The 25,297-nt window shown below is 70.8% G+C and carries 21 protein-coding genes and 2 tRNA genes; 8 read left to right on the top strand and 15 right to left on the bottom strand.

Going from position 1 to position 25,297, the window contains the following annotated elements:
• Nucleotides 1-25: 25 nt before the first annotated feature.
• From IEZ13_RS14030 to IEZ13_RS14020, 3 genes are all read right to left on the bottom strand, one after another.
• Entirely contained in the window at nt 26-1,006 is a 981-nt protein-coding gene (locus tag IEZ13_RS14030) for a ribose-phosphate diphosphokinase (protein ID WP_183222600.1), read from the bottom strand.
• A gap of 114 nt (nt 1,007-1,120) precedes the next feature.
• Entirely contained in the window at nt 1,121-2,563 is a 1,443-nt protein-coding gene (gene glmU / locus IEZ13_RS14025) for a bifunctional UDP-N-acetylglucosamine diphosphorylase/glucosamine-1-phosphate N-acetyltransferase GlmU (protein ID WP_183222599.1), read from the bottom strand.
• 84 nt (nt 2,564-2,647) lie between these two features.
• Nucleotides 2,648-2,719: transfer RNA gene (locus IEZ13_RS14020), tRNA-Gln, on the bottom strand.
• Between the two features lie 143 nt (nt 2,720-2,862).
• Between IEZ13_RS14020 and IEZ13_RS14015 the strand changes: the two genes are divergently transcribed.
• Entirely contained in the window at nt 2,863-3,465 is a 603-nt protein-coding gene (locus tag IEZ13_RS14015; RefSeq protein WP_203833858.1) for a TetR family transcriptional regulator, read from the top strand.
• Nucleotides 3,466-3,495: 30 nt separating this feature from the next.
• Here the strand turns inward: IEZ13_RS14015 and IEZ13_RS14010 are convergent, their stop codons facing one another.
• The 5 genes from IEZ13_RS14010 to IEZ13_RS13990 all read right to left on the bottom strand — a co-directional run bounded on the left by IEZ13_RS14010 (nt 3,496) and on the right by IEZ13_RS13990 (nt 8,635).
• Nucleotides 3,496-3,957: a DUF4383 domain-containing protein gene (locus IEZ13_RS14010; protein ID WP_183222597.1), complete on the bottom strand. Its 462-nt coding sequence runs from the start codon at nt 3,955-3,957 to the stop codon at nt 3,496-3,498.
• A 78-nt stretch (nt 3,958-4,035) separates the two neighbouring features.
• A complete protein-coding gene (locus IEZ13_RS14005) occupies nt 4,036-5,829 on the bottom strand; it encodes an ABC-F family ATP-binding cassette domain-containing protein (RefSeq protein ID WP_183222596.1) in 1,794 nt (597 codons plus the stop codon).
• A gap of 7 nt (nt 5,830-5,836) precedes the next feature.
• Entirely contained in the window at nt 5,837-6,784 is a 948-nt protein-coding gene (locus IEZ13_RS14000; protein ID WP_183222595.1) for a 4-(cytidine 5'-diphospho)-2-C-methyl-D-erythritol kinase, read from the bottom strand.
• A 28-nt stretch (nt 6,785-6,812) separates the two neighbouring features.
• Nucleotides 6,813-7,700 (bottom strand): 16S rRNA (adenine(1518)-N(6)/adenine(1519)-N(6))-dimethyltransferase RsmA, encoded by an 888-nt coding sequence (gene rsmA, locus IEZ13_RS13995; RefSeq protein WP_183222594.1) that lies wholly within the window; start codon nt 7,698-7,700, stop codon nt 6,813-6,815.
• 20 nt (nt 7,701-7,720) lie between these two features.
• Nucleotides 7,721-8,635 carry a TatD family hydrolase gene (locus IEZ13_RS13990; protein WP_372441871.1) on the bottom strand — a complete coding sequence of 305 codons (915 nt, stop codon included), beginning with the start codon at nt 8,633-8,635 and terminating at the stop codon, nt 7,721-7,723.
• 70 nt (nt 8,636-8,705) lie between these two features.
• Between IEZ13_RS13990 and IEZ13_RS13985 the strand changes: the two genes are divergently transcribed.
• Nucleotides 8,706-9,740 carry a hypothetical protein gene (locus tag IEZ13_RS13985; RefSeq protein WP_183222592.1) on the top strand — a complete coding sequence of 345 codons (1,035 nt, stop codon included), beginning with the start codon at nt 8,706-8,708 and terminating at the stop codon, nt 9,738-9,740.
• A 1-nt stretch (nt 9,741) separates the two neighbouring features.
• On the opposite strand, the gene IEZ13_RS13980 is transcribed toward IEZ13_RS13985, so the two are convergent.
• From IEZ13_RS13980 to metG, 3 genes are all read right to left on the bottom strand, one after another.
• Nucleotides 9,742-11,058 carry a hypothetical protein gene (locus IEZ13_RS13980; protein ID WP_183222591.1) on the bottom strand — a complete coding sequence of 439 codons (1,317 nt, stop codon included), beginning with the start codon at nt 11,056-11,058 and terminating at the stop codon, nt 9,742-9,744.
• A gap of 159 nt (nt 11,059-11,217) precedes the next feature.
• A complete protein-coding gene (locus IEZ13_RS13975; RefSeq protein WP_183222590.1) occupies nt 11,218-12,465 on the bottom strand; it encodes a hypothetical protein in 1,248 nt (415 codons plus the stop codon).
• 186 nt (nt 12,466-12,651) lie between these two features.
• Nucleotides 12,652-14,460, bottom strand: coding sequence for a methionine--tRNA ligase (metG, locus tag IEZ13_RS13970; RefSeq protein ID WP_183222589.1), 1,809 nt, complete (start codon nt 14,458-14,460; stop codon nt 12,652-12,654).
• Nucleotides 14,461-14,592: 132 nt separating this feature from the next.
• Between metG and IEZ13_RS13965 the strand changes: the two genes are divergently transcribed.
• Nucleotides 14,593-15,624 (top strand): hypothetical protein, encoded by a 1,032-nt coding sequence (locus tag IEZ13_RS13965; protein ID WP_183222588.1) that lies wholly within the window; start codon nt 14,593-14,595, stop codon nt 15,622-15,624.
• 65 nt (nt 15,625-15,689) lie between these two features.
• On the opposite strand, the gene rsmI is transcribed toward IEZ13_RS13965, so the two are convergent.
• Nucleotides 15,690-16,541 carry a 16S rRNA (cytidine(1402)-2'-O)-methyltransferase gene (gene rsmI / locus IEZ13_RS13960; protein ID WP_183222587.1) on the bottom strand — a complete coding sequence of 284 codons (852 nt, stop codon included), beginning with the start codon at nt 16,539-16,541 and terminating at the stop codon, nt 15,690-15,692.
• A gap of 150 nt (nt 16,542-16,691) precedes the next feature.
• Here rsmI and IEZ13_RS13955 point away from each other — a divergent pair, with 150 nt between their 5' ends.
• The 3 genes from IEZ13_RS13955 to IEZ13_RS13945 all read left to right on the top strand — a co-directional run bounded on the left by IEZ13_RS13955 (nt 16,692) and on the right by IEZ13_RS13945 (nt 21,586).
• On the top strand, nt 16,692-18,200 hold the full coding sequence (locus tag IEZ13_RS13955) for a dolichyl-phosphate-mannose--protein mannosyltransferase (protein WP_221245676.1): 1,509 nt from the start codon (nt 16,692-16,694) through the stop codon (nt 18,198-18,200).
• Nucleotides 18,201-18,689: 489 nt separating this feature from the next.
• Nucleotides 18,690-19,310, top strand: coding sequence for a hypothetical protein (locus IEZ13_RS13950; RefSeq protein WP_183222585.1), 621 nt, complete (start codon nt 18,690-18,692; stop codon nt 19,308-19,310).
• Entirely contained in the window at nt 19,307-21,586 is a 2,280-nt protein-coding gene (locus IEZ13_RS13945; RefSeq protein ID WP_183222584.1) for a bifunctional polysaccharide deacetylase/glycosyltransferase family 2 protein, read from the top strand. The genes IEZ13_RS13950 and IEZ13_RS13945 overlap by 4 nt, the downstream gene beginning before the upstream one ends.
• A gap of 55 nt (nt 21,587-21,641) precedes the next feature.
• On the opposite strand, the gene IEZ13_RS13940 is transcribed toward IEZ13_RS13945, so the two are convergent.
• Nucleotides 21,642-22,886 carry a GAF domain-containing sensor histidine kinase gene (locus IEZ13_RS13940; RefSeq protein ID WP_183222583.1) on the bottom strand — a complete coding sequence of 415 codons (1,245 nt, stop codon included), beginning with the start codon at nt 22,884-22,886 and terminating at the stop codon, nt 21,642-21,644.
• Nucleotides 22,887-23,017: 131 nt separating this feature from the next.
• Between IEZ13_RS13940 and IEZ13_RS13935 the strand changes: the two genes are divergently transcribed.
• Together IEZ13_RS13935 and IEZ13_RS13930 are read left to right on the top strand one after the other, a co-directional pair.
• A complete protein-coding gene (locus IEZ13_RS13935) occupies nt 23,018-23,521 on the top strand; it encodes a DUF2199 domain-containing protein (protein ID WP_183222582.1) in 504 nt (167 codons plus the stop codon).
• Nucleotides 23,522-23,530: 9 nt separating this feature from the next.
• Nucleotides 23,531-23,989 carry a GNAT family N-acetyltransferase gene (locus tag IEZ13_RS13930; RefSeq protein WP_183222581.1) on the top strand — a complete coding sequence of 153 codons (459 nt, stop codon included), beginning with the start codon at nt 23,531-23,533 and terminating at the stop codon, nt 23,987-23,989.
• Nucleotides 23,990-24,242: 253 nt separating this feature from the next.
• Here the strand turns inward: IEZ13_RS13930 and IEZ13_RS13925 are convergent.
• Nucleotides 24,243-24,316 (bottom strand) — tRNA-Ala (locus IEZ13_RS13925).
• Nucleotides 24,317-24,513: 197 nt separating this feature from the next.
• Nucleotides 24,514-25,263, bottom strand: coding sequence for a divisome protein SepX/GlpR (gene sepX / locus IEZ13_RS13920; RefSeq protein ID WP_183222762.1), 750 nt, complete (start codon nt 25,261-25,263; stop codon nt 24,514-24,516).
• Nucleotides 25,264-25,297 lie beyond the last annotated feature (34 nt).

Genomic DNA, 25,297 nt, shown 5'->3' with positions numbered 1-25,297 from the left:
ACGGGCGCCTCACGAACCACAGAGGTCAGCTCAGGCCACCGAACAAAGTGGTCACCGAGCCGTCGTCGAACACCTCACGGATCGCCCGGGCCAGCAGCGGGGCGATGGAGAGCACAGTGATCTTGTCGAGCCGCTTCTCCGGGGAGAGCGGCAGCGTGTTCGTCACCACCAGCTCGCTGATCCTGCTGTTCTTCAGCCGCTCGGTGGCCGGGTCGGAGAGCAGCGCGTGCGTGGAGGCCACGATCACGTCGGCCGCGCCCTCCTCGAACAGGATGTCGGCCGCCTTGGCGATCGTGCCGCCGGTGTCGATCATGTCGTCGACGATCAGGCAGACACGGCCCTCCACCTCACCGACCACGCGGTTCGCCACCACCTGGTTGGGCTTCAGCGGGTCACGGGTCTTGTGGATGAAGGCCAGCGGGCAGCCGCCCAGCCGGTCGGTCCAGCGCTCGGCCACCCGCACCCGGCCGGAGTCCGGCGCGACCACGGTCATCGGCCGGCCCGCGTACTTCTTCTGCACGTAGTCGGCGAGGATGTCCATCGCGAACAGGTGGTCCACCGGGCCGTCGAAGAAGCCCTGGATCTGGGCGGTGTGCAGGTCCACCGTGAGGATCCGGTTGGCGCCCGCGGTCTTCAGCAGGTCGGCCACCAGACGGGCGGAGATCGGCTCACGGCCGCGGTGCTTCTTGTCCTGCCGCGAATACGGATAGAACGGCAGCACCACGGTGATCCGCTTGGCCGAGCCACGCTTCAGCGCGTCGATCATGATGAGGGTCTCCATGACCCACCGGTTGACGCCCTCGGTCACCGACTGGACGACGAACGCGTCCGAGCCGCGGACCGACTCCTTGAAACGGACGAAGATCTCACCGTTGGCGAACTCGTACGAGTCCGACGGGGTCGGTGCCACACCGAGCACCTGACCGATCTCCTCGGCCAGTTCCGGGAAACCCCGGCCGGAGAAGAGCATCAGACTCTTACGGTTCTCGGCGACGATGCTGCCCATCGGCTCGCTGCTCCCGTGGATTAGGGGGATGGAGGTTCGCAGTGAAGTATCCCTTGCGGGAACGTAACCGCCACGTTTCGAGGGCCTCGCGTGGGATGGCTCACCCCAGCTGGATCAGTCCTGCTCAGGGGTGATATCCGTGGCCCTGGCGGCGGCCTCGGCGGAGGCCGTCCCGGGACGGGCCCGCGCCACCCAGCCCTCCACGTTGCGCTGCGGCGCGCGGGTGATCCCGAGGTTGCCGGCCGGGACGTTCTTCTGCACCGCGCTGCCGGCCGCCACGTACGCCCCCGGGCCGATCTCGACCGGCGCGATGAGCACGGTGTCCGACCCGACGAAGGCCGCCTCGCCCACAGTGGTGTGGCTCTTCCGCACCCCGTCGTAGTTGGCGAAGATCGTGCCGGCGCCGATGTTGGCCTTGGCCCCGATCGTGGCGTCACCCACGTACGTCAGGTGCGGCACCTTGGCGCCCGCGCCGAGTTCGGCGTTCTTCGCCTCGACGAAGCCACCGATCTTGGACTTCTCACCCAGACGGGTGCCCGGGCGCAGGTACGAGTACGGTCCCACGGTCGCCGAGGGGCCGATCTCCGCCCCGATCGAGTGAGTCCGCAGGACCGTGGCGCCGGCCGCCACCGTGGTGTCGACGAGCGTGGTGTCCGGCCCGATCACCGCGCCGGTCGCGACCGAACTGGTGCCGAGGATCTGCGAGTTCTGGTCGACGGTCGCGTCCGGCTCGAGCGTGGCGGTCACGTCGATCCAGGTGGTCGCCGGATCGAGGATCAGCACACCGGAGCGCATCCAGGCCTCGTTCACCCGGTCCCGCATCAGCACCCGCAGCCGGGCCAGCTCGGCGCGGTCGTTGCAGCCGAGGGTCTCGTACGCGAACTCGGCCACCTCGATCGCCACCGGGTGCCCCTGGGCGGCCAGGATCCCGAAGACGTCGGTCAGGTACTCCTCGCCCTGGGCGTTGTCGGTGGACAGCTTGCCCAGCGCCTCACGCAGCAGCGCCGCGTCGAACGCGTAGATCCCCGAGTTGATCTCCCGGATCCGCCGCTGCTCCTCGGTGGCGTCCTTCTGCTCGACGATCCGCTCCAGGTTGCCGTCGGCGCCCCGGACGATCCGGCCCAGCCCGCCCGGCTCGGCCACCTCGGCGCTCAGCACGGTCGCCGCGGCGCCGGCCCTCTCGTGGGTGGCCAGCAGCGCCTCCACCGTCTCCGGGCGCAGCAGCGGCACGTCGCCGCTGAGCACCACGACGGTGCCGGTCAGGTCGGGCGTGGCGTCCAGCGCGATCCGCACCGCATGGCCGGTGCCGTTCTGCTCGGCCTGCAGGACCGGGGTCGCCGCCGGAGCGGCCTCGGCCAGGAACGCGCCGACCTGGTCGGCCTTGTGGCCGACGACCACCACGGTGCGGTCGGTGTGGATGGCCTGCGCGACGGCCAGCACGTGCCCGAGCAGGGTGCGCCCGAGCAGCGGCTGGAGGACCTTGGGCGTCTGGGACTTCATCCGCTTGCCCTCGCCGGCGGCGAGGACGACGACGGTACGGCTGGGGGCCTGGCTCACGCGGTTACTCCATCGATCGCAGTGGCATCTTGCATAGGTGGCGACATGTCCACCCGCAGCCATCGGGGCTCACCACAGAAATTGCTCGGCCGCCAGGACTCGAACCCGGAACATCTGGACCAAAACCAGAGGTGTTGCCAATTACACCACGGCCGAATGTTGCTGGAGACAGACTAGCGTCCCGCGGAACGATCGCGATAAGCGGACGAAGCCTGTCGAGTTGACGACAGGATCGGGCTGGCAGGATGAACCGGGTGAGTGAGTACGGGGACGCCACCGACCGGCAGAGACGCGTCCGGATGTCGGCCGCCCAGCGCCGGGAGCAGCTGATCACGATCGGGCGACAGCTGTTCGCCGAGCGCGGTTTCGACGCCACCAGCGTCGAGGAGGTCGCGGCCCGGTCGAAGGTGTCGAAGCCGGTGGTCTACGAGCACTTCGGCGGCAAGGAGGGCCTGTACGCGGTGGTCGTCGACCGCGAGGTGCGGGCCCTGCTGGACCGGATCACCACGGCGCTCACCGCCGGGCATCCGCGGGAGTTGCTGGAGCAGGCCGCGCTGGCGCTGCTCGACTACATCGACGAGGAGCCGCACGGCTTCCAGGTGCTGGTCCGCGAGTCGCCGGTGCTGTCCGCCTCGGGCAATCTCCAGAGCGTGCTGAGCGACGTGGCGCACCAGGTGGAGCACATCCTCGGCGCCGAGTTCAAGAGCCGGGGCCTCGATCCGAGGTACGCCGCGCTCTACTCGCAGGCGCTGGTCGGGATGGTGGCGCTGGTGGGGCAGTGGTGGCGGGAGGAGCGCAAGCCCAAGAAGGAGATCGTCGCCGCGCACCTGGTCAATCTGGCCTGGAACGGTCTGTCCCATCTGGAGGCCAAACCGGGGCTGATCACCCGCCGGGTCCGCTGAGCGGTCCCGGCGGGTCACCCGGAGCGAGATTCAGGCGGTACGGCCTTCGCGCACCTGCCGCGGCGCACCGGCCTGAGCCTTCGGGGCGCTCTTGCTGTACAGGCTCACGGTGATCAGCAGCAGGCCGACCAGGTAGGTGACGACCACGGTCGACATGGTGAACCCGAAGATGTTCAGGTCGTCGGTCCGCAGCACGGCCAACTGGTAGGTGCCGACCACCAGCAGGCCCCAGCCGAGGAACTGGTCGACGGCGACGTCGATGTTGCGGCCGACCGCGGTGGCGAGCAGCACGATCGCGCCGAGCACCAGCGAGATGATCGACCACAGCATGTTGCTGCCCTGTCCGAGCACCCGCTCGCCGGGGCCGGTGAACTCCTCGCCGGAGGTGGTGATGAACCCGATGAGGCCGAACGCCACCAGGTACGCACCGGTGATGAAGCCGACGATCCGGTAGATCGGCCGAAGCGGGTGATTGACCGGGGTGTGCGCCATGGTTCCGTCTCCAAGGTCAGGTGTCTTCGAGCAGATTCTCGCGTATCCCCGACAACGGGCGCAGCCACACCCCCCGCTTCAGCTCTCGGACACCTGCTCCGCCAGCTCGAGCCAGGCCTCCTCGGCCTCGGCCTTCTCCTGCTGCACGGCCTTGAGCTGAGCCTCCAGCTCGATCAGCTTGTCGTAGTTGCTGCCGTGCTCGGCCAGGCTCTCGTTGATCTTCGCTTCCCGGTCGGACAGCTTCTCCATCTGCCGCTCCAGCCGGGCCAGGTCCTTCTTCGCCTGGCGCAGCTCGCCGGCGGAGAGCCCCGAGGCGGCGGACGGGGCACCCGTCTTGGCGACCGTCGGCACGGCGCCCGGCGTGGCGACCCGGGCCAGATATTCGTCGATGCCGCCGGGCAGGTGCACCAGCCGGCCGTCGCCGAACATGCCGTAGACCGTGTCGGTGACCCGCTCCACCAGGTAACGGTCGTGGCTGGCCACCACCATGGTGCCCGGCCACGAGTCGAGCAGGTCCTCCAGCGCGGCCAGGGTGTCAGTGTCCAGGTCGTTGGTCGGCTCGTCGAGCAGCAGCACGTTGGGCTCGGTGGCGAGCAGGCGCAGCATCTGGAGCCGCCGCCGCTCACCGCCGGAGAGATCGCTGACCGGCGTCCAGATCCGCTTGTCGGTGAACCCGAACACCTCGGCGAGCTGACCGGCCGACAGCTCCCGGTCGCCCAGCTTGACCCGCTTCGCGACCTCCTCCACGGCCTCCAGCAGGCGCAACTGCCCGGGCAGCTCCTTGAGCTCCTGGGAGAGGAAGGCCGGCCGGACCGTCGAGCCGGTGACGAGCCGGCCGCCGTCCGGTTTCGTCACCCCGGCGAGCAGCCGCAGCAGGGTGGTCTTGCCGGCCCCGTTGGCGCCCAGGACGGCGATCCGGTCGCCGGGACCGACCTGCCAGGTCAGGCCCTGGAAGATGCTCTTCGGACCGGCGTTCAGCTCGACCTGCTCCAGGTCGTAGACCTGCTTGCCGAGCCGGGTGGTGGCGAGCCGCTGGAGGCTCACCGTGTCGCGGACCGGCGGGACATCGGCGATCAGCTCGTTGGCCGCGTCGATCCGGAACTTCGGCTTCGACGTCCGGGCCGGCGGGCCACGGCGCAGCCAGGCGATCTCCTTGCGCAACAGGTTCTGCCGGCGGGCCTCGACGGCCGCGGCGACCCGCTGGCGCTCGGCGCGGGACAGCACCCAGGCGGCGTAACCACCCTCGTACGTGTGCACCTGCTGATCCACGACCTCCCAGGTCATGGTGCAGACCGCGTCCAGGAACCAGCGGTCGTGGGTGACCACGAGCAGCGCGCCCCGGCGGGTCAGCAGGTGCTTGGCGAGCCAGTCGACACCGGCCACGTCCAGATGGTTGGTGGGCTCGTCGAGGATCAGCAGGTCGCTCTGCCGGACCAGCAGCGCGGCCAGGGCGACCCGGCGGCGCTCGCCACCGGACATCGGCCCGACCGGCGTGTCCAGCCCGAGGTAGCCCATGCCGAGGCCGTCGAGGACGGTGCGCACCCCGGCGTCGCCGGCCCACTCGTGCTCGGCGCCCATGCTCTGCGGCAGCCAGGCGGTGCCGAGCACGACGTCCCGCACGGTGGCCTCGCCGGCCAGGGAGAGGGTCTGCGGCAGCGACGCGACCCGCAGGTCACGGCGGTGGGTGACCCGGCCGGAGTCCGGCTCCTCGGTCTTGGCGAGCATGCGGAGAAGGGTCGATTTGCCGGCGCCGTTGAGACCGACGATCCCGATGCGGGCGTCGTCGTCCAGGCCGAGCGACACGTCGGTGAGCAGCTGACCGGCGGCGCCGTAACCCTTGCTGACCCGGTCCAGGTTGATGATGTTGGCCACGATGCTTCTAGATTACCCGCGCGCCCGGCTGCGGTCCGCGCGCGGTGACCGCCGCCCGGCACACCCCGGCCTCGGTGAGCCCGGCCGCGACCCGCTGGGCGTGGTTGGCGTCGGCGGCCAGGAAGACACAGGTGGGGCCGGACCCGGAGACCAGCCCGGCGATGGCGCCCGCCTCCTGACCCGCGTTCAGCACGTCGGCCAGCTGCGGGCGCAGCGCGAGCGCGGCCGGCTGGAGGTCGTTGCCGAGCGCCGCGCCGAGCACCTTGGGATCACGCTGGCGCATGGCGGCCATCAGCTCGTCCGGGCCGCCGAGCGGCTCGGGCGGCGAGGAGGCGGCGCGCAACCGGTCCAACTCGCGGTAGACGGCCGGGGTGGAGAGCCCGCCGTCGGCGATCGCCACCACCCAGTGCCAGGTGGTCGGGCGGGCCAGGATGGGACTGACCGCCTCACCGTGGCCGGTGCCCAGGGCGGTGCCGCCGTGCAGCAGGAACGGCACGTCCGAGCCCAGCTCGGCGCCGACCTCGGCCAGCTCGTCGCGGGACATGCCGAGACCCCAGAGCATGTCGCAGGCGATCAGGGCGGCGGCCGCGTCGGCGCTGCCCCCGGCCAGACCACCGGCCAGCGGGATGCTCTTGCGCAGGTGCAGCCGCGCGTAGGCCGGGACCCGGCCGCGGGCGGCCAGCGCCCGGGCCGCCCGGATGATCAGATTCGACTCGTCCAGCTCCAGCTCACCGGTGCCCTCACCCTCCATGGTGAGCGTGAGGGTGTCCCCGCGGCGGGCGGTCAGCTCGTCGAAGAGGCTGATCGCGTGGTAGACGGTGTTCAGCTCGTGATACCCGTCCGGGCGCAGCGGGCCGACCCCGAGATGCAGGTTGATCTTCGCCGGCACACGCACCTTCACCGGACCGTGGTGCGGGCGCGGCTCGTCATCGTCCGGTCCCCACGCCTCCGTCACGGAGCGAAGTCCCGGATAGCTTCCGTGGTCATGAGTTCTTCTCCTCGGGCTCTGCGCCGGACGGGCTGAGCTTACCGCCGGACCCCTGCTGTGTGGCCGCCCCCGCGATCGCGGCGAACTCACCCACGGTGAGCGACTCTCCCCTGGCCTGCGGGCTGACCCCGGCCGCCCGCAGCACCGACTCGGCCCGGTCCGGCCCGCCCGCCCAGCCGGCCAGCGCGGCCCGCAGCGTCTTGCGGCGCTGCGCGAAAGCGGCGTCGACCACCGCGAACACGGCGGCCCGCGGGACGTCGGACGGCGGCTCCCGCCGGGTGAAGGCGACCAGCCCGGAGTCCACGTTGGGCACCGGCCAGAACACCGCGGGCGGCACCTTCCCGGCCGGTCTCGCCTCGGCGTACCACGCCAGCTTGACCGACGGCACGCCGTACACCTTCGATCCCGGACCGGCGGTGAGCCGGTCGGCGACCTCCTTCTGCACCATCACCAGCCCGCCGCGCAGGGTGGGCAGCTCGGCCAGCAGGTGCAGCACCACCGGGACCGCCACGTTGTACGGCAGGTTGGCCACCAGCATGGTCGGCGCCGGGTCGAACCGGTCGCCGGTCACCTTGAGCGCGTCGGCCGGGTGCACGGTGAGGTGCGCCGCGGTGACGGTGCCCGGCAGTGCTGCGGCCAGGGCCGGGTCGATCTCCACTGCGTGCACGTGCCGGACCGCGCCGACCAGGCCCAGCGTCAGCGAGCCGAGCCCCGGGCCGACCTCCAGGGCCACGTCCTCCGGGCGCAGGGCGGCCGCCGCCACGATCCGGCGGATCGTGTTCGGGTCGTGCAGGAAGTTCTGGCCGAGCTTCTTGGTCGGCGCGACGCCGAGGCGCGCGGCCAGGTCCCGGATCTCCGCCGGGCCGAGAAGTGCATCAGCCATGGCCAGAGCCTACGGTGACCTCATCGCCAGCCGCCGAAGACCTCCTCGCCGTTGGCCGAGATCGCCGCGCAGAGCGTGTCCAGGTCGGTGCCGGTCGTGGTGGCGAGCGCCCGCATGGTCAGCGGAACCAGGTACGACGCGTTGGGCCGCCCCCGGAACGGCGTCGGGGTGAGGTAGGGCGCGTCGGTCTCCACCATCATCTGCCCGGGCGGTGTGATCGCGGCCGCCTCCCGCAGCCCGGTGGCGCTCGCGAAGGTGACCGTCCCGGCGAAGCTCAGGTAGTAGCCACGGCGCACGCACTCGGCCGCGAACTCGGCGTCCCCGGAGAAACAGTGCAGGACCACCCGGTCCGGCGCGCCCTCGGAGTCGAGCACCCGCAGCACGTCGGCGTGCGCGTCCCGGTCGTGGATGATCAGCGCCTTGCCGTAGCGCTTCGCGATGGCGATGTGCGCGCGGAAGCTCTCCTCCTGCGCGGCCCGGCCCTCCTCCCCGGTACGGAACGTGTCCAGCCCGGTCTCGCCGATCCCCCGCACCCGGGGCCGGGCGGCCAGCGACTCGATGACGCGCAGCGCCTCGTCCAGATCGGAGAGTCGCGGCGCCTCGTTCGGGTGAAGGGCCACCGCCGCCAGAATCGACTCATGATGCTCGGCCAGGTCGGCGCCCCAGCGGGACGATTCGACGTCCACCCCCACCTGGACCAGCCGGTCCACACCGCTCTTGGCGGCCGCGCCGATCAGTGCCCCGACCGGGTCGCCGGCGCCGTCCCCGGGCACCCCCGCCTCCTGAACCGTGAGGTCGAGGTGGGTGTGGCTGTCGAAGACCGGGACCGCGAGCGGCTCGGGCGCCGGCGGGAACTCACCGGCCCGGCGGGCTTCCTTGGCGCGGCGCCGGTCTGATGGGGACTGACCCGGGGGAGACGAAGGCATGTGAGACATTGTGCACGCCGAGATTTCCGGTAACCGGGCGTTCATCCGATATCCACCGCGATCACTTAGGTTGCGCGGCGTGACCGTGACCGGTGAGGAGAGCGAGCTGGGCACCGACCCACTCGAGCCGCCCCTGATGGCCCCGCTGCGCCGCGACCTCACCTGGCAGCAGGTGCAGTCGATGAGCCAGTCGGTGGCCTACCGGGACGACCCGATGCTGCGCCGGATCCGGGCCACCGCGGCGGTCCGCCGGGGCACCCGGATGACCAAGGTGCTCTCCGCCGCCCAGGTTGCCGGCCATCTCGGCGGCTGGCTGCCGTACGGCTTCTGCTACCGCGCAAGCGACCTCGCCCACCTGCGTGAGCCCGGGGAGCTGGCACTGCTGCGCACGGACGGCGCGGCCGACTCGCAGGTGACGTTCGCGCTGCGCTGGCGGGCCACCGATCCGCTGGACTACGAGATCCCCGGCGAGCCCGCGCACCCGGGTCTGGCCGCGCTGCCCGCGCACTCCCGGATCGGGGCCATGGTGCTCGGCACCGGATTCACCCCGAGCGCCGACGACCTCATCCCGGAGTACGTGACGGCCGGCTTCGCGGACCTGCCGATGCCGGCGAACGCGCAGTTGCTGGCCCATGTGCCGGGCGGGGACGAGGTGGTGCTGTACACGTACCAGCCGGAGCAGCACGGGTGGCTGCGCCTGGCCGGGCCGCGCTGGCGGAGCCTGCTCTCCGAGATTCCCGGCGGCAGCCCCGACCGGGAGTACGTGCCCTGCACCACGGCCGGGTCGGCCCGGCTGGTCGGCCGGATCGACGACAAGGAGTACGAGGCGGTCGCCGACCCGCCCGGCGAGTTCCGGGTGCGGGCGCTGACCCGTGCCGCCCGCTATCCGGTGCAGACCCTGAGCCGCCGGGCCGAGCAGGCCCGATGGCGCGGGGTCCCCTGCTGGGTGTTGCAGCGCGACGAGACCTGGGCCCGCCTGCGGCTGCTCCGCCCCGAGGTGGACGGGATCAACACGACCGGCGCCCGGTGCTACGAGCGTGGCGTCTACGAGGCGTGGGCGCCGATCGACGAGCTGACCGATCACCACATCGCGGACATCGCCTACCAGATGTAGGTCAAACCTTGTTCAGGGTGACCTGCCGGGCCCGCTCGGTCAGGTTGCCGGCCCGGTCGAACGTCCAGGCGTAGACCAGGAACTGCCCCCGGGTGACCCCGGCCGGCAGCCTGAGCGACCATCTGCCCTTGCTGACGGTGACCCGGACCCCGGAGTTCGAGCAGTAGGCCAGGAACTGCGCGTCGGTGTAGAACCGCTTCCACTTCCGCTGCGGGGTCAGGCAGTACAGTTTGCCGCTCGCGGTGGATCGGGCCACGGTCATCCACACGTGGGTCACGCCGGACGCCTTGTCGGAGGCCGTTCCGCGGACCGTCTTCCAGGAGCTGACCCGGTTCGACTTCGACGGTTTGGTGATGCTCAGCGACGGCTTCACGGCGTCGGCGTAGACCTGGACCGTGCCGATGGCCTGGTAGGCGCTCCACCCGTTCGCATTCCAGAAAGCGATCTTCAGGGTACGGGCGCCGGTGATCTTCCTACTCAGGTTCCACTGGCGGCTGGCGGCATCCCAGTCGTACAGGAGCGAGGTGTTGTAGGTGCCGGTCTTCGCCGACAGGCCGGACCGGTAGTTGTTGCCCCAGTCGATCGACACGTACCGGGTCCCGGCCGGCAGGCTGCTGATCTTCACGGCGAACGGGTAGCCCTGGTAGACACCGGCCCGGCTGAGTGAGTACTTCCCGGCCGGGTTGGTCACCGCGACGGTCCGGGTGAGGGTGCGGGCGTTGCCGGCCCGGTCGGTCATCGTCACGGTGATCGTGAACGACGCGACCCGGGAGTACTGCCTGGTCGCACCGACGGCGCCGGCCGCGAGCGTCTGCGGCGCCGAGCCGTCGCCCCAGTTGACGACCCGGGTGATCTGCGCGTCCGTGTCGGTGTCGTCCTGGAAGTCGGCGGCGGTCTGGCTGAGCTGCACCGACTGGCCGAGCCAGAGCGAGGTGGCGTTCACCCGGAACGAGCCGGTCGGCGCCCCGGTGTCACCGGTCGGCCCGGTGGTCGGCGGCGTCGTGGTCGGCCCGGTGGTCGGCGGGGTCGTCGTCGGCTCGGTGGTGGGTGGGGTCGTCGTCGGCTCGGTGGTGGGCGGCGTCGTCGTCGGCTCGGTCGTCGGCGGCGTCGTGGTCGGGTCCGTCGTGGGGTCGGTCGTCGGCTCCGTGGTCGGGTCCGTCGTCGGGTCCACGGTGGGGTCGGTCGACTCGTCGGCCAGGTTGACCACCGTGGTGGCCGGGCCGACCGCCGACGCCGGGGACGTGACGACCACGCCGCCGGCCACCAGCACGCCACTGACGATCGCGGCCACGAGCGGACGGGTGTGCCGTGACTTCAACTTCGACTCCTTCGGTGCGGAACCACACGAAGGACACGCGAAACCCAGGCCTCCCCGTGGTTGTCGCGACGCTACCCCAGCCCAGGACCACGATCAATCCTGCGGAAGGCCTGGAAAACAGCGATGCCCGCCGGTTTCTCACCGGCGGGCATCGGGCGATCAACTACGGGTGATCTCCGCGGTGCGGTAGGTCTGGCGGAAGTAGTCCGCGTAGTCGTAGACCCAGGCGTCGACCGCGAAGTACTGGTTCTTGGCGAGGCCGGCAGGCAGCTTGAGCGACCACTTGCCGTTCTTGATCTTCACCTTGACACCGGTCGCGTAGCAGTACTTGTTGACGTCGGCGTCGCTGTAGTACCGCTTCCACTTCCGCGCCGGGGTGAGGCAGTAGGCCTTGCCGCTCTTGGTGATCCGGAAGGCGGTGACGCCGAGGTGCCGCACGCCGGAGCCCTTGTCGGCGACGGTGCCGGTGATCGTCTTCCAGGAGCTCGCCCGGTTGGTGCTGGACGGCTTCTTGATCGTCAGGGTCGGCTTCCACTTGTCCTTGACGAGGTTGAGGTTGCCGATCGTCTGCCAGGCGCCGTAGCCCTTGTCGTTACCCCAGGCGATCCGGAGCGTGCGGGTCCCGGAGAGGCGGGCGTTGCTGACCTTGACGTGCCGCCGCAGCGCCGGGTCCCACTTCCACCGGTAGAGGATGCGGCCGGAGAGCGACCTGGTCGACGACCAGTGGGACGAGTCCCAGCCGTCACTCCAGTCGATCTTGTACATCGTCGCCCCGGCCGGGACCTTGCCGATGTTGATGTTGAACAGCGCGCCCTGGTAGACGCTCTTGCGGCTGAGCGAGGCCTTGCCGGCGGGCACGGTGACCGCGACGGTACGGGCCGGGATCGCGGAGGTGTTGCCGGCCGGGTCGGTGATGGTCACCGTGACCTTGAAGCTCCCGGCCCGGGTGTACGACTTCCGGGCGCTGTACGTGGTCGGGCTCAGCACCGTGCTGGTGCCGTCACCCCAGCTCACCACCCGCTTGAGGGTGTTCTGGGCGTCGCCCGGGTCGCTGTAGTCCCAGGACTCCTGGACGACCTTGATCTGCTGGCCGGCCCAGACCGAGGTGTAGTCGAGCGCGAACGAGCCGGTCGGCTTCGTCGTGTCCGGGGTCGGGTCGGTGGACGTCGGTGTCGGGGTCGGATCCGTCGGCGTGGGGTCCGTCGCGGTCGGCGTCGGGTCGCTGGGGGTCGGCGTCGGGTCGACCGCGTCCAGGCCGGTGGCGGACTCTTCGATGACGGCCGACGGGTTCTTCCCGGAGGGCGCGTCGGCGGCCGAGTCCGGGATCGCGTAGGCCGGTGCGCCGATGAGCGTGCCGCCCGCGATGAGGGCGCCGCTCACGACGGCGACGGCAAGGCGTGTCTTCACAGAACTCCTTCAAGGGGGATGTCTGCCACTTGAAGGAGCGAATTGGTCGTTACCAAGACGTACCGACGAAACGCCCCCGTCCCCGTGGCACTGTGAAGATACCGAACCGATGATCAGCGATCAACGTCATTTAACAACGACGATGCCCACCGGATTGATCACAATCCGGTGGGCATCGAAGTCGACTCAGGACTCGTCGCCACCTTCCAGGCGGGCCAGCTCCTCCTCGATCACCGACGGGTCGAGCTTGCGGAACACCGGCGTCGGCGCGGCCAGCGGGGTGCCGGCCACCAGCGGCACCGACTCCCAGCGGGCGCCGGTCCGGTAGTCACCGGTCAGCACCGGGTAGCCGGGGCCGCCGTCCAGGTCCTCGACCTCCTCGATGCGCGGCATCGGGGCGTGCACGCCCTCGCCGCCGAGCAGCTCGAAAACCTTCTGCGCGGAGTGCGGCAGGAACGGGGTGAGCAGCGTGTTGGCGTCGCTCACCACCTGGAGCGCGACGTGCAGGACGGTGGCCTGGCGCGGCTTGTCCTCATCGGACTTGAGCTTCCACGGGGCCTGCTCGGACAGGTACCGGTTGGCCTCGGCGACCACCCGCATGGCCTCGCCGATCGCCGCCTTCTGCCGGTGCTTGCCGATCAGCTCGCCGACCGTGGCGAACCCGGCCTTCGCCACCTCGAGGACCGCCTCGTCCTCCGGCGTCAGCGGACCGGCCGCCGGGATCTCGCCGAAGTTCTTCGCGGTCAGCGAGATCGACCGGTTGACCAGGTTGCCCCAGCCTGCCACCAGCTCGTCGTTGTTGCGCCGGACGAACTCGGCCCAGGTGAAGTCGGTGTCGTTGGACTCCGGCCCGGCCGCCGCGATGAAGTAGCGCAGGGCGTCGGCGTCGTACCGCTCCAGGAAGTCGCGCACGTAGATGACCACCCGGCGGGACGAGGAGAACTTCTTGCCCTCCATCGTCAGGTACTCGCTGGAGACCACCTCGGTGGGCAGGTTGAGCTTGCCGAACTCGCCGGCCGTGCCGCCGGAGTCGCCCTCGCCGGAGTAGCCGAGGAGCAGGGCCGGCCAGATCACCGAGTGGAAGACGATGTTGTCCTTGCCCATGAAGTAGTAGCCGAGGGCGTCCTTGCCCTGCGCGTCGGCCGACCACCACTGCCGCCAGGCCTCCGGGTCACCGCTGCGCCGGGCCCACTCGATGGACGCCGACAGGTAGCCGATGACCGCGTCGAACCACACGTAGATGCGCTTGTCGTTGCGGTCCCGCCAGCCGTCCAGCGGGATCGGCACGCCCCACTCCAGGTCCCGGGTGATGGCCCGGGGCTGGAGGTCGTCGAGCAGGTTGCGGGAGAACTTGAGGACGTTGGGCCGCCAGTTCTCCCGGCGGTCCAGCCAGCCGCCGATCGCCTCGGCGAAGGCCGGCAGGTCGAGGAAGAAGTGCTCGGTCTCGACGAACTGCGGGACCTCGCCGTTGATCCGGGAGCGCGGGTTCAGCAGCTGCTCCGGGTCGAGCTGGTTGCCGCAGTTGTCGCACTGGTCGCCGCGGGCGCCCTCGTAGCCGCAGATCGGGCAGGTGCCCTCGATGTACCGGTCGGGCAGGGTGCGGCCGGTGGACGGGGAGATCGCGCCGAGGGTGGTCCGGGCGACGATGTAGCCGTTCCGGTGCAGCCCCTCGAACAGCTCCTGGACGATCGCGTAGTGGTTGCGCGTGGTGGTCCGGGTGAACAGGTCGTACGACAGGCCGAGCCCGTGCAGGTCCTCCACGATCACCCGGTTGTACCGGTCGGCGAGCTGACGCGGGGTCACCCCGTCGGCGTCGGCCTGCACCTGGATCGGGGTGCCGTGCTCATCCGTGCCGGAGACCATGAGCACGTCGTGACCGGCCATCCGCATGTACCGGCTGAAGACGTCGGACGGCACCCCGAAGCCGGACACATGACCGATGTGGCGGGGGCCGTTGGCGTAGGGCCAGGCAACCGCGGCGAGAACGTGACTCATGGTGTCCAAGCGTAGTGACCGCTCCCAGGGGTTCGCGAACGGATTGCCTCCTCCCGCGCTGGTATGCCGATTTGTCCCGACACGCCCCATCAGGAACGTGATCACCGACGGGCCGGGGCATTCAATGGGCAAATGACCGGAGACGCTCCACAGCCCGCGGAACCGCCCCGTGACCAGGGCAACCCGTGGACCCTGTCCGACCCCGACGGCGCCTGGTGGCACGGCGAGGACGACCGGGACCGGCCGGACGCCGAAGATCCGTCGTCGGCCGCCGCCCACGTCGCCGGGGTCCGTGACCTCACCGAGCACCTGAACCGTCTGGAACACCTGGACCGCCTGGAGAACCGGGACCGCCGCGACCGCCGGGAACACCGGGACCGCCCGGAACCCGCCGAGGAGCCGGGACCGCCCGCCCGGCTGACCGAACCGGGCGCCGCGCCCGGTGGCTCCCGGCTCGCCACCGCGGGCGAGCTGATGATCGTCGAGGGCGGCCCGGAGCGGGAGCCCCGGCCCGGGGTCACGCCGCTGCCCGAGGTGATCGGCTGCCCCGACGTCGAGGCCCGCCTGGAGCGGATGGAGAACTCACCGTTCTGGCTCACCGAGGAGGAGCGCGCCCGCAACGACGCGGCACGCGCCGACCACCGGCCCGGCCGGCGCCGCCGGCCGGCCGACCACAACCCGCTGAGCGCGCTGTTCGCGCTGGTCCTGCTGAGCCTGGTGGCGGCCTTCTTCGGCTGGGTCAGCGCGGAGCCGTTCTGGCTGGCGGTGGGGCACGGCGACCGGGGGTACGCGACCACCACCCACTGCCGCGGCGACGGCCTGGCCCAGCGCTGCGCCGGGCGGTTCGCCTCGCTCGACGGGCACTACAGCGTCTCCCGGGTGACGCTGCTCGGCATCTCCGGCGCGGGACGGCAGACGGGCGCGGTGTCCTCGGCCCGGATGGTCAGCCCGGACAGCGACCAGGCCTACGCGGCGCCGGCCGGGGCGCTCATGCACCTGCGCTGGGGGCTCGGCTTCCTGCTCGTGGCGATCTGCGGCTACGGCATCGCCGAGGCGACCGGGGCACGGCGGCTGCCGTCCCGGCCCACCCGGCGCAGTGCCCTGATCGCCAGCTTCCTCGGCCCGTTCCTGCTGCTGAGCGGCTTCCTGGTCGCGGCCTACTGAACCGTCGGCTGGGCGGGACCGTGCTTAGCGTATTTCCTCCGAATCGGTTCGGGTAGCCGTACGAATCAATGGTGTATCAGGGCGTAGACGTCGCGTTTGCGCAGCTGATAAGCGTCGGCCACCGACTGGATCGCGTCCCGGCGGGAAGCGCCGGCGGCCTCCCGCCGGGCGACCTCGGCACGCAGCTCGTCGTCGCCGGGCCGTTCCGGCGGCCCGGCCGGCGCGCCCGCGACCACCAGGGTGATCTCGCCGCGCGGCGGATCCGCCGCGGCGTTCGCGGCGAGCTCGGCGAGGGTGTCCCGGCGGATCTCCTCGTACGTCTTGGTGAGCTCCCGGCAGAGGGCGGCCGGCCGGTCCGCCCCGAAGATCGCGGCCAGGTCCTCGAGCGCGCCGCCGATCCGGTGCGGCGCCTCGAAGAACACCAGCGTGCGCGGCTCGGCGGCCAGTTCGCGGAGGCGGGAGCGGCGGTTCGAGCCGGACCGGGGCAGGAAGCCCTCGAAGACGAACCGGTCGCTGGGCAGGCCGGAGAGGGCCAGCGCCGTGGTGACCGCGCTCGGCCCGGGCGCCGAGGTGACCGGGAAACCGGCGTCGAGCGCCGCCCGGACCAACCGGAAGCCGGGGTCGGAGACGCTCGGCATGCCGCCGTCGGTGACGACGGCGACGACCGAGCCGTCGCGCAGCGCCTCGACCAGTTCGGGGGTACGCCGTTCGTCGTTGCCCTCGAAGTAGGAGACGATCCGGCCGCGCACGGTGACATCGAGGTCCCGGGCGAGCCGGCCGAGCCGCCGGGTGTCCTCCGCGGCGATCACATCTGCCGAGGCCAGGACCTCGCGCAACCGGGCCGAGGCGTCGCCGGTGTTGCCCAGCGGGGCACCCACCAGGATCACCCGTCCGCCGGCTTCTTCGTCATCAGGCATCGCAAAAGTCCATCACATGGCAAGAGGTGGTGATGGCGGGCATCGCTTCTCAGGCTTCCGTCCTACGATCGCGGGGTGACGACGGCGGCGACAGCTGACACAGACCTCACCCCCGCGGACCCCACCGCCGGGACAGGGTCATCCCCAAGCATGCGTGATGTGCCCGAGATCGTCCGGCGTCGGCTGTCGACGCTGGACCAACGGTTCAATCCGTACTCGTGGCTCATCACCCTGATCATCGTCACGGTGGCCGGCATCCTGCGGTTCGCCGGGCTGGACAAGCCGAAGGGTTACATCTTCGACGAGGTCTGCTACCCGACCGACGCCTGGGACATGCTCCAGCACGGCTTCGAGTGGGACGAGAAGGTCAACGGCGCGGCGTACGTCGTGCACCCCCCGCTCGGCAAGTGGCTGATCGCGCTCGGCGAGACGGTGTACGGCAACAACGAGCTGGGCTGGCGGTTCTCCACCGCGGTCGCCGGCACGCTGATGGTGCTGATCCTCATCCGGATCGCGTTCCGGCTGTTCCACTCGATCGTGCTGGCCGGGATCGCCGGTCTGCTGATGACGCTGGACGGCTTCCAGCTGGTCCTCTCCCGGACGTCGCTGCTGGACATCTTCATCGGCCTGTTCATCCTGATGACCTTCGGCGCCCTGGTGCTGGACCGGGACCACTACCGCCGCCGCTGGCTGCGGGCGCTGGAGCGGGGCTACGACCCGGAGAAGACGCCGACCGTGCCGCTGATCGTGCCGTGGTGGCTGCTGGCCGCCGGGATCACCTTCGGCATGGCGTGCAGTGTCAAGTGGAGCGCCGCCTTCTTCGCGCCGTTCTTCGCGGCCCTGGTGATCGTCTGGCGGGTGCAGGCGCGGCGCTCCGCCGGGGTGCGCGGGCCGGTGCTGGCCGGCATCCTCGGCGACCTGGGCTGGCTGCTGCTCTGCTTCGGTCTGGCCATCGGCGTCTACCTGGCCAGTTGGACCGGCTGGTTCGTCACCGACAACGGCTACTTCCGGCACTACCGGGCGGACAACGGGTGGAGCGAACCGCCGGTCGTCGGGGCGCTGCTCAACCTGGCCCACTACCACTCCGAGGCGTTCAACTTCCACACCGGACTGACCGAGAAGCACACCTACCAGTCGTGGCCGTGGCAGTGGCTGCTGCTGGGCCGTCCGGTGGCCTTCTACTGGAGCACGGCCGGCAACTGCGGGGCGCCGAGCTGCGCCGCCGAGATCCTGCTTCTGGGTACGCCGATCCTGTGGTGGTCGTTCCTGCCGGCGCTCGGCGCGCTGACCTGGTTCGGGATCGCCCGGCGCGACTGGCGGGCCTACGCGATCATGACCGGCGCGGTGGCCGGCCTGCTGCCGTGGTTCTACTTCGCGGTCAAGGACGGGCGCACGATGTTCGCGTTCTACGTGATGCCGGCGCTGCCGTTCCTGATCCTGGCGGTGGTCTACGTGCTCGGGGCGATCATGACGCCCCCGGGCGGGATGGCGGCGGGGGCGAACCGTTCCGACCGGCAGCTCATCGGCGCCGTCGCGGTGTCCACCTACGTCGTCCTGGTCGCGCTGTGTTTCGCCTATTTCTACCCGGTCTTCGTGGGCACACTGCTGCCCTACGACGACTGGTCGGTGCGCATGTGGCTCGGGGGCCGCTGGATCTAGCGGCGACAGCCCGGAAACAGAAGGGCGCGCCCCGATCGCCTGCCACGGGGGAAGCGGGCGATTGGGGCGCGCAACAAGAGCTTAACTAGGTCGGATGGCGTGCACAACGGGTGCGGCCAGGAGTTTGTCGTGTCGCTCCCACCATCACAGCGATTCAGACATTAAGTTCATACTTCTCTTATCGGCTTTATCGTTTCGCGAGAATTGCTCGGCCGCGCAGTCGGGAATACGACAGTAAATTGCTTCGGATAACGGCATAACGTCTTTCGATCCGATGCCGCGCCGCTGGTCAGCGAAACGGGTTCACACCCCCTCCGACCGGCCAAATCGCCACGCATGGCATTTCGTCCTATTTCAGTGGATCAGTCGACCGTCCCCCTTGTGAGTGATCTGTGCCAAGATCGCGATAAATGTTCTTAAGCTCGCCGCGTGACTTCGCAGGAGCCCAGAGACCCACACGACCCTCACCTCCCCACGGAAGTGATCACCGTGCCGGAGCCGGCGCCGGTGTTCGTGGACTCCACCGGACGGCGCAGCCGGTTGCTCCGGCGCCTCGCACTGGCCTTCGGCATCCTTCTCGTCGTGTACGGGGGCCTGGTCGGCATCAGCCTGGCCGGCGGTCCGGTGAGCTCGAGCGCGGTGTTCCCGCTGCCCGGACTGGACGAGGACGACGAGGACGAGGAGCAGAAGCCCACGGCCCGTCCCACCCCGGCGCCGACACCCACGCCGAACGCCACCCCGACCAGGCATGTCGAGTCGGTGGAGCGGCGTACCGGCGGCACCGAACGCCGTACCGCGAGCCAGTCCGCGAAGACCTCCAGCAAGCCGGCGCAGTCGACCACCCGGCCATCGGCCGCCGGAACACCCAGCGCCACGGAGACCAGGACGCTGGAGTCCACCAAGACGCCGACACCGACCCCCACCTCGACGGACACCCCGGTCCCGAACCCGAGCGAGCCGGTGCCGCCGGCCCCGCCGGTGGTCCCCGACTCCGGCGGTGAGGGTGGCGGCGGCCCGGTGCCGGCCGAGGACACCGGTACGCCTCCGCCCCCGCCGTCGCTGTCACCGGCCGCCGACAGCACTCCACCGTCCACCCGGGCCGCCCCGTGACTCCCCCGTCCCGCCGGGCCCGGGCCCGCAACCGGCGGCGCATCGTGCCCCCGCCGCGCGTGCTGCTCGGCACACTCCTGGTCGTGTTCTTCACGGCGGTGCTGTACGTGCAGACGTACATCAACCCCAAGGTCGCCGGCGACCACGTGGCGAGCAAGGCCGGCGACTACGCCGGGGTGCCGTCGACGATCCGCGACGGCGGCCCGATCATCAACACCACCGGCGGCCAGGAGAGCACCAGCCGGCTGCCGGAGCGCACCATCGCGCTCACCTTCGACGACGGACCCGATCCGGTGTGGACGCCGAAGATCCTGGAGGTGTTGCGCGAGCAGGACGCCCACGCCACCTTCTTCGTCGTCGGCGCCCAGGTCGCCAGGCACCCCGAGCTGACCGAGCACATCGTGGACGGCGGCCACGAACTGGGCCTGCACACCTTCACCCACCGCAACATGCAGAAGCTCGCCCCGTGGCGGCGGGAACTCGAGCTGTCCCAGAACCAGGTGGCGATCGCCCGGGCAGCCGGGGTGCACACCAACCTGGCCCGGTTCCCGTACTCGTCCAAGAACCCGGCCATCGACCGGGACAACTGGGAGCTGGTCCAGGAGGCCGGCGCCCTCGGCTACCTGGTCGTGGTCAACGACAGGGACAGCCGGGACTGGGAGCGTCCCGGGATCGACGAGATCATCGCCAATGCCACCCCGGCCGACGGCGAGTCCGCGATCGTCCTCTTCCACGACGCCGGCGGCGAGCGCTCGCAGACCGTCGCGGCGCTGCGCGAGTTCATCCCGCGGATGAAGGCCCAGGGCTACCGCTTCACCACCGTCACCGAAGGGCTCAACCTGAGCATCGCCGGACGCGCGGACGCTCCCGCGGCGGCGCTGCCGGTCAACCCCGAGGCGCCGGCCGGCGACAAGTGGCGCGGCATGGCCCTGATCTGGACGGTCAGCCTGGCCGACGGCATGGTCGTCGTGATCGCCGGGCTCTTCCTGGTGGTCGGGCTGCTGACCATCGGCCGTACGCTGCTCATGCTCGCGCTCGCGACGCGCAACGCCCGGCAGCGGCGCAAGCCCGGCTGGAGCTGGGGCCCGCAGGTGTTCGAGCCGGTCTCGGTGATCGTGCCCGCCTACAACGAGAAGGAGGGCATCGAGGCCGCGGTCCGCTCACTGGCCGGCGGCAACCATCCGATGATCGAGGTGGTGGTGGTCGACGACGGCTCCACCGACGGCACCGCCGACCTGGTCGACCGGATGGACCTGCCGCACGTGCGGGTGGTCCGGGTGCCCAACGGTGGCAAGCCGAATGCCCTGAACACCGGCGTAGCGCTGGCGAAGCACGACCTGATCGTGATGGTCGACGGCGACACCGTCTTCGAACCCGACGCGCTGCACCGGCTGGTCCAGCCGTTCGGCGACCCGTCGGTGGGCGCGGTGGCCGGCAACGTCAAGGTCGGCAACCGGGAGACCATGGTCGCCACCTGGCAGCACATCGAGTACGTGATCGGCTTCAACCTGGACCGCCGCCTCTACGAGGTGCTGAACTGCATGCCCACCGTGCCCGGCGCGATCGGCGCGTTCCGGCGGGAGGCGCTGGCCCAGGTGGGCGGGGTCAGCGACGAGACCCTGGCCGAGGACACCGACGTCACGATGGCGCTGTGCCGGAAAGGGTGGCGCGTCGTCTACGTGGAGGACGCCCTGGCCTGGACCGAGGCGCCGACCACGTTGGAGCAGCTGTACCGCCAGCGGTACCGGTGGAGCTACGGGACCATGCAGGCGATGTGGAAGCACCGGCGGTCGCTCTTCGAGTCCGGGCCGTCCGGCCGCTTCGGGCGGGTGGGCCTGCCGTTCCTCGCCCTCTTCGGGGTGGCGCTGCCGATGCTGGCGCCGGTGGTCGACATCATGCTCGTGTACGGCCTGGTCTTCTGGGAGCGCCAGGAGACCGTAGCGGCCTGGCTCGGCATGCTGGCCCTCCAGTTGTTCACCGCAGGGGTCGCGTTCCGCCTCGACAAGGAGTCGTTCAAGCCGCTGCTCCGGCTGCCGTTGCAGCAGTTCGCGTACCGGCAGTTGATGTATCTGGTGCTGTTGCAGTCGGCGACCACGGCCCTGACCGGTGGGCGGTTGCGCTGGCACAAGCTCAACCGGGCCGGGCTGGCCCCGCGCTCGCCGGTTCCACCGCCACCACCACCGCCGGCGCCGATGCCGCCCGGGCAGCGGGTGGCGCCGGAGGTGGACTCCTGGCCGCCGAGCGCGCACGGAAGGCCACCGGTACGGCGGCGATGAGACCGGCCCGCCCCCGACCGAACTGCAGCCGATCGGGGGCGGGTTCCGCTCGTGCTCAGGCGATGGCCAGGTCCCGGATCATCTCGGCCGGGGTCATCTCGGCGTACGGGAACACGACGTGCAGTGACGTCCCGTCGCCCGGCCGGTCGGAGAGCGCCACGGTGGCGTGATGGGCGTCCAGGATGCGTTTGGCGACGGCCAGCCCCCGGTCCGGCCCCGGTACGTCGGTCGGGTTGGCGATGGCCCCGTAGTACAGGTGCGGGAACAGGTCGGGCCGCAGGCCGTCGGGCAGGTCCATGTCGTCCAGCCGTACGGTCGGGCCGGACTCCATCTCGGTGCCGACCCGCACCCGGCCGCCCTCCGGCGTGTACTTGACCGCGGCGAACAGCAGGTGGGTCAGGACCTGCTCCAGGCGCACCGGATCGGCGATGATCGGCAACGACGGGCCGCCCGCCTGGTTGAGGATCCAGATGTGCTTGCTGGCGGCGATCGGGCGTACCGCCTCCACCGCCCGCTGGGTGACCCGGGTGAGGTCGCACTGCCGCATGTGCAGGCTGTCCCCGCCCAGCCCGGCGTCGGCCATCGTGGTGAGGTGGTCGATCAGCTCACGGAACCCCCGTACGTGCGCCGCCGTGGCCCGCCCGACCAGGTCCGCCATCTCGGCGTCGTGATAGCCGGTGTCGCCCAGCCGTTCCAGGTACCCCGACATGAGCCGCAGCGACGACCGCAGCTCCCCGCCGACCAGACCGGCCAGGTCGTCCTTGCGGCGCTCCAGCTCCTGGAGCCGGGCCGTGGTGTTGGCCAGCGCGAAGGCGTACCGGCGCAGCTCCAGCTGGGCGGTCACCTGCCGGGCGAGGGCACGCAGCGCCTGCTGCTGCTCCATGTCGAGCCGCCGCGGTTCGACGTCCGTGACGCAGAGGGTGCCGAGCGCGAACCCGTCGGTGGTCAGCAGCGGCATCCCGGCGTAGAACCGGATGCCCCCGCTCGCGGCCACCGCCGGGATGTCGGCGAACCGGTCGTCCGCCCGGGTGTCCGGAACGACGAGCAGGTCACGGCCGAGGATGGCGTGGGCGCAGATGGACACGTCCCGGGAGGTCTCCGCAACCTCGGAGCCGGTCCTGGCCTTGGCCCACTGCCGATCGGCGTCGACCAGGCTGACCATCGCGATGGGTACCTCACAGACCCCGGCCGCCAGCGCGACGATGTCGTCGAAGTCCTTCTCCGGGGGGCTGTCGAGGATGTCGAGCGAGTACAGCGCCGCCAGCCGCTCGATCTCGTTGTCGGGCAGTGGTGCTTTCATGTGACGTCACCTCCGAGACTTGATTCAGAGATACCACCCAAAAGTAGCAACACTCGCTTTTCACCCAGATCAGGCACCGACAGCGGCCGTGCCGACCGTCACTACCGGTGCCGCCCGTATGCTTCGCGGCCATGAGCACCGAGCAGTTCACCTGCGGCACGTGCGGGGCCTTGCACGACGGCCCGCCGCTCAGCTTCGCCGCTCCGGCCCCGGATTTCTGGCAGCCGGAGATGGCGGACCAGGAAGGCTGCCTGCTGGACGCGGACCTGTGCGTGATCGCCGGGGAGCAGTTCTTCGTCCGCGGCCTGATCGAACTGCCGGTCTGGGACACCGGAGAGATATTCACCTACAGCATGTGGGTGTCACTGAGCCGGGCCAGCTTCACCCGGGCGGTCGACGTCTGGGAACAACCCGGCCGCGAAAAGGAGCCGCCCTACTTCGGCTGGCTCTCCAACATCATCGCCGGGTACGAGCCGTCGACGCTCAACCTGCGGACGAACGTGCACACCCGGGCCGTGGGGCAGTTGCCGTACATCGAACTGGAACCGACCGGCCACCCACTCGCCGTCGAACAGCTCGCCGGCGTCACCCGGACCCGGGTGGAGGAGATCGCCGCCTTCCACCTGCACCGCTAACCTGCCGAAATGCATCTCCGCAAGGTCGACCCGGACAACTACGAGGCGGCACTGGCCCTCTCCGTCCGCCCCGACCAGGACGACCTGGTCGCGCCGGTGGTCAAATCCCTCGCCGAGGCGTACGTCTACCCCGAATACGCCTGGCCACGCCTGATCTACGACGGCGACGAACTGGTCGGCTTCGTGATGGCCTTCCTCGACCTCCCGTGGGGCGAGCCCTCCGACCCCACCGACCTACGCTCCGGCCTCTGGCGCCTCAACATCGCCGCGGACCACCAGGGCCGCGGCTACGGCACCTTCGCGGTGGAGGCCGTCTGCGCCGAGATCCGCACCCGCGGCGAAACCCGCGCCTACGTCACCTACGAGCCCCGCGAGGGCGGTCCCGCGCCGTTCTACGCCAGGCTGGGCTTCACCCCCACCGGCGAGATCACCGAGGGCGAGACGGTCGCGGTCAAAACCCTTGCATAGAGGTACGGGGAGGCAGAGTCACCACCTGTCCCCACTCACCCCCCGTGCCGCCCGACCCGGCGGGCGCTCACGTCGCGCCGCCCGTGTGCCCGGCCTGCCGCCATGACACGGGCGGGCGACCACGCAAGCCGTTACGTGTGCGCTGGTCGGTGCAAACAAGCCGGGGGCGGACAGAGGACCTGAGAGCCTGCCAAGCAGGATCAGCCGCCGGAAACCAAAACGCCCGAACCGAAGTCCGGGCGTTTCCCAAGGGTGGAGCTGTGGGGATTTGAACCCCAGACCCCCTCGATGCGAACGAGGTGCGCTACCAGACTGCGCCACAGCCCCTTGGCTCCTCGATGATCGCTCACCGTGGAACCGAGGAAAGGTTAACAGGTCGTCCATGCGCCTCGCGAACCGCCCCTCCGGAGAAGCGGCAGGGCAGCACCGCCCGGATGCGGGCGGCACCGGCCGGACCGGCACCCGGGTCGCCGGGCCGGCGGGACGGGGCCGATGTCGTCGGGGGCGGCGTACGCCGTACCCCTCTATGAAGCGTGATGATGCCGGCCGCCGGCCTCGTAGGGGCGACCACGCAGCCCGCCGCGCCTCCGATAGGAGACCGAGCCGCCGTTGGCGGCGACGGGCAGGTCGGAGGGTTCCCGGTCGAGGCCCATGGCGGCTCGCCGGACGGCTTCGCGCTGGGCGGCGAGGCGGCGCTGGGCCTCCCGGCGGGCGGCGGCGCGGCGGGCCTGTTCGCGGCGGACCTCGGCTTGGCGGGCGGCGAGCCAGGCGGCTTCGCGGGCCTGTACGCGCCGGCGCCGGCGGTCGGCGATGGCGCGGTTGCGCAGGTGTACGAGGTACACGCCGAGGAGGCTGCCGGTGACGGCGAAGCTGATCCAGAAGCCGGGCCCGACGACCAGTACGCCGACCAGTTCGATGGCGTTGAGCAGCACCAGGGCGGCGAAGACGCGGCGGCGGCGGACGACGGCGGGTGTGCCGCGGCGGCGTGGGATGCGGCGCGGCCGGCCGGTGACGAGGCGGAGCCTGCGTTCGGGTGGCGCGGGATCACCCGATGGGGCCGGAACCGTAACCGTGACCTGGCGGGCGGGGTTTATCGGTCGGCGTCCGGGCACGGTGCGCGGACGGCGGCGGCGTTGCAGCACCCGCGCCGTCGATGACGCCCGCTCCGCGGCGAGGCGCTCGGCGGGATCGTACCGGCGGGCCAGCGCCGGAGCGAGAGCGAGCAGACCCGCCGCGGCGAGGACCGCAAGGAGCACCGAGGTCGGCACCCTCAGGCCTCCGATCCGCCACGGAAAAGGACACGACGAA

The organism is Actinoplanes campanulatus (assembly GCF_014647795.1).
Lineage (GTDB): Bacteria > Actinomycetota > Actinomycetes > Mycobacteriales > Micromonosporaceae > Actinoplanes > Actinoplanes campanulatus.
Note: the sequence above shows the minus strand (reverse complement) of the source record. Positions and strands in the feature narration are given on the sequence as shown.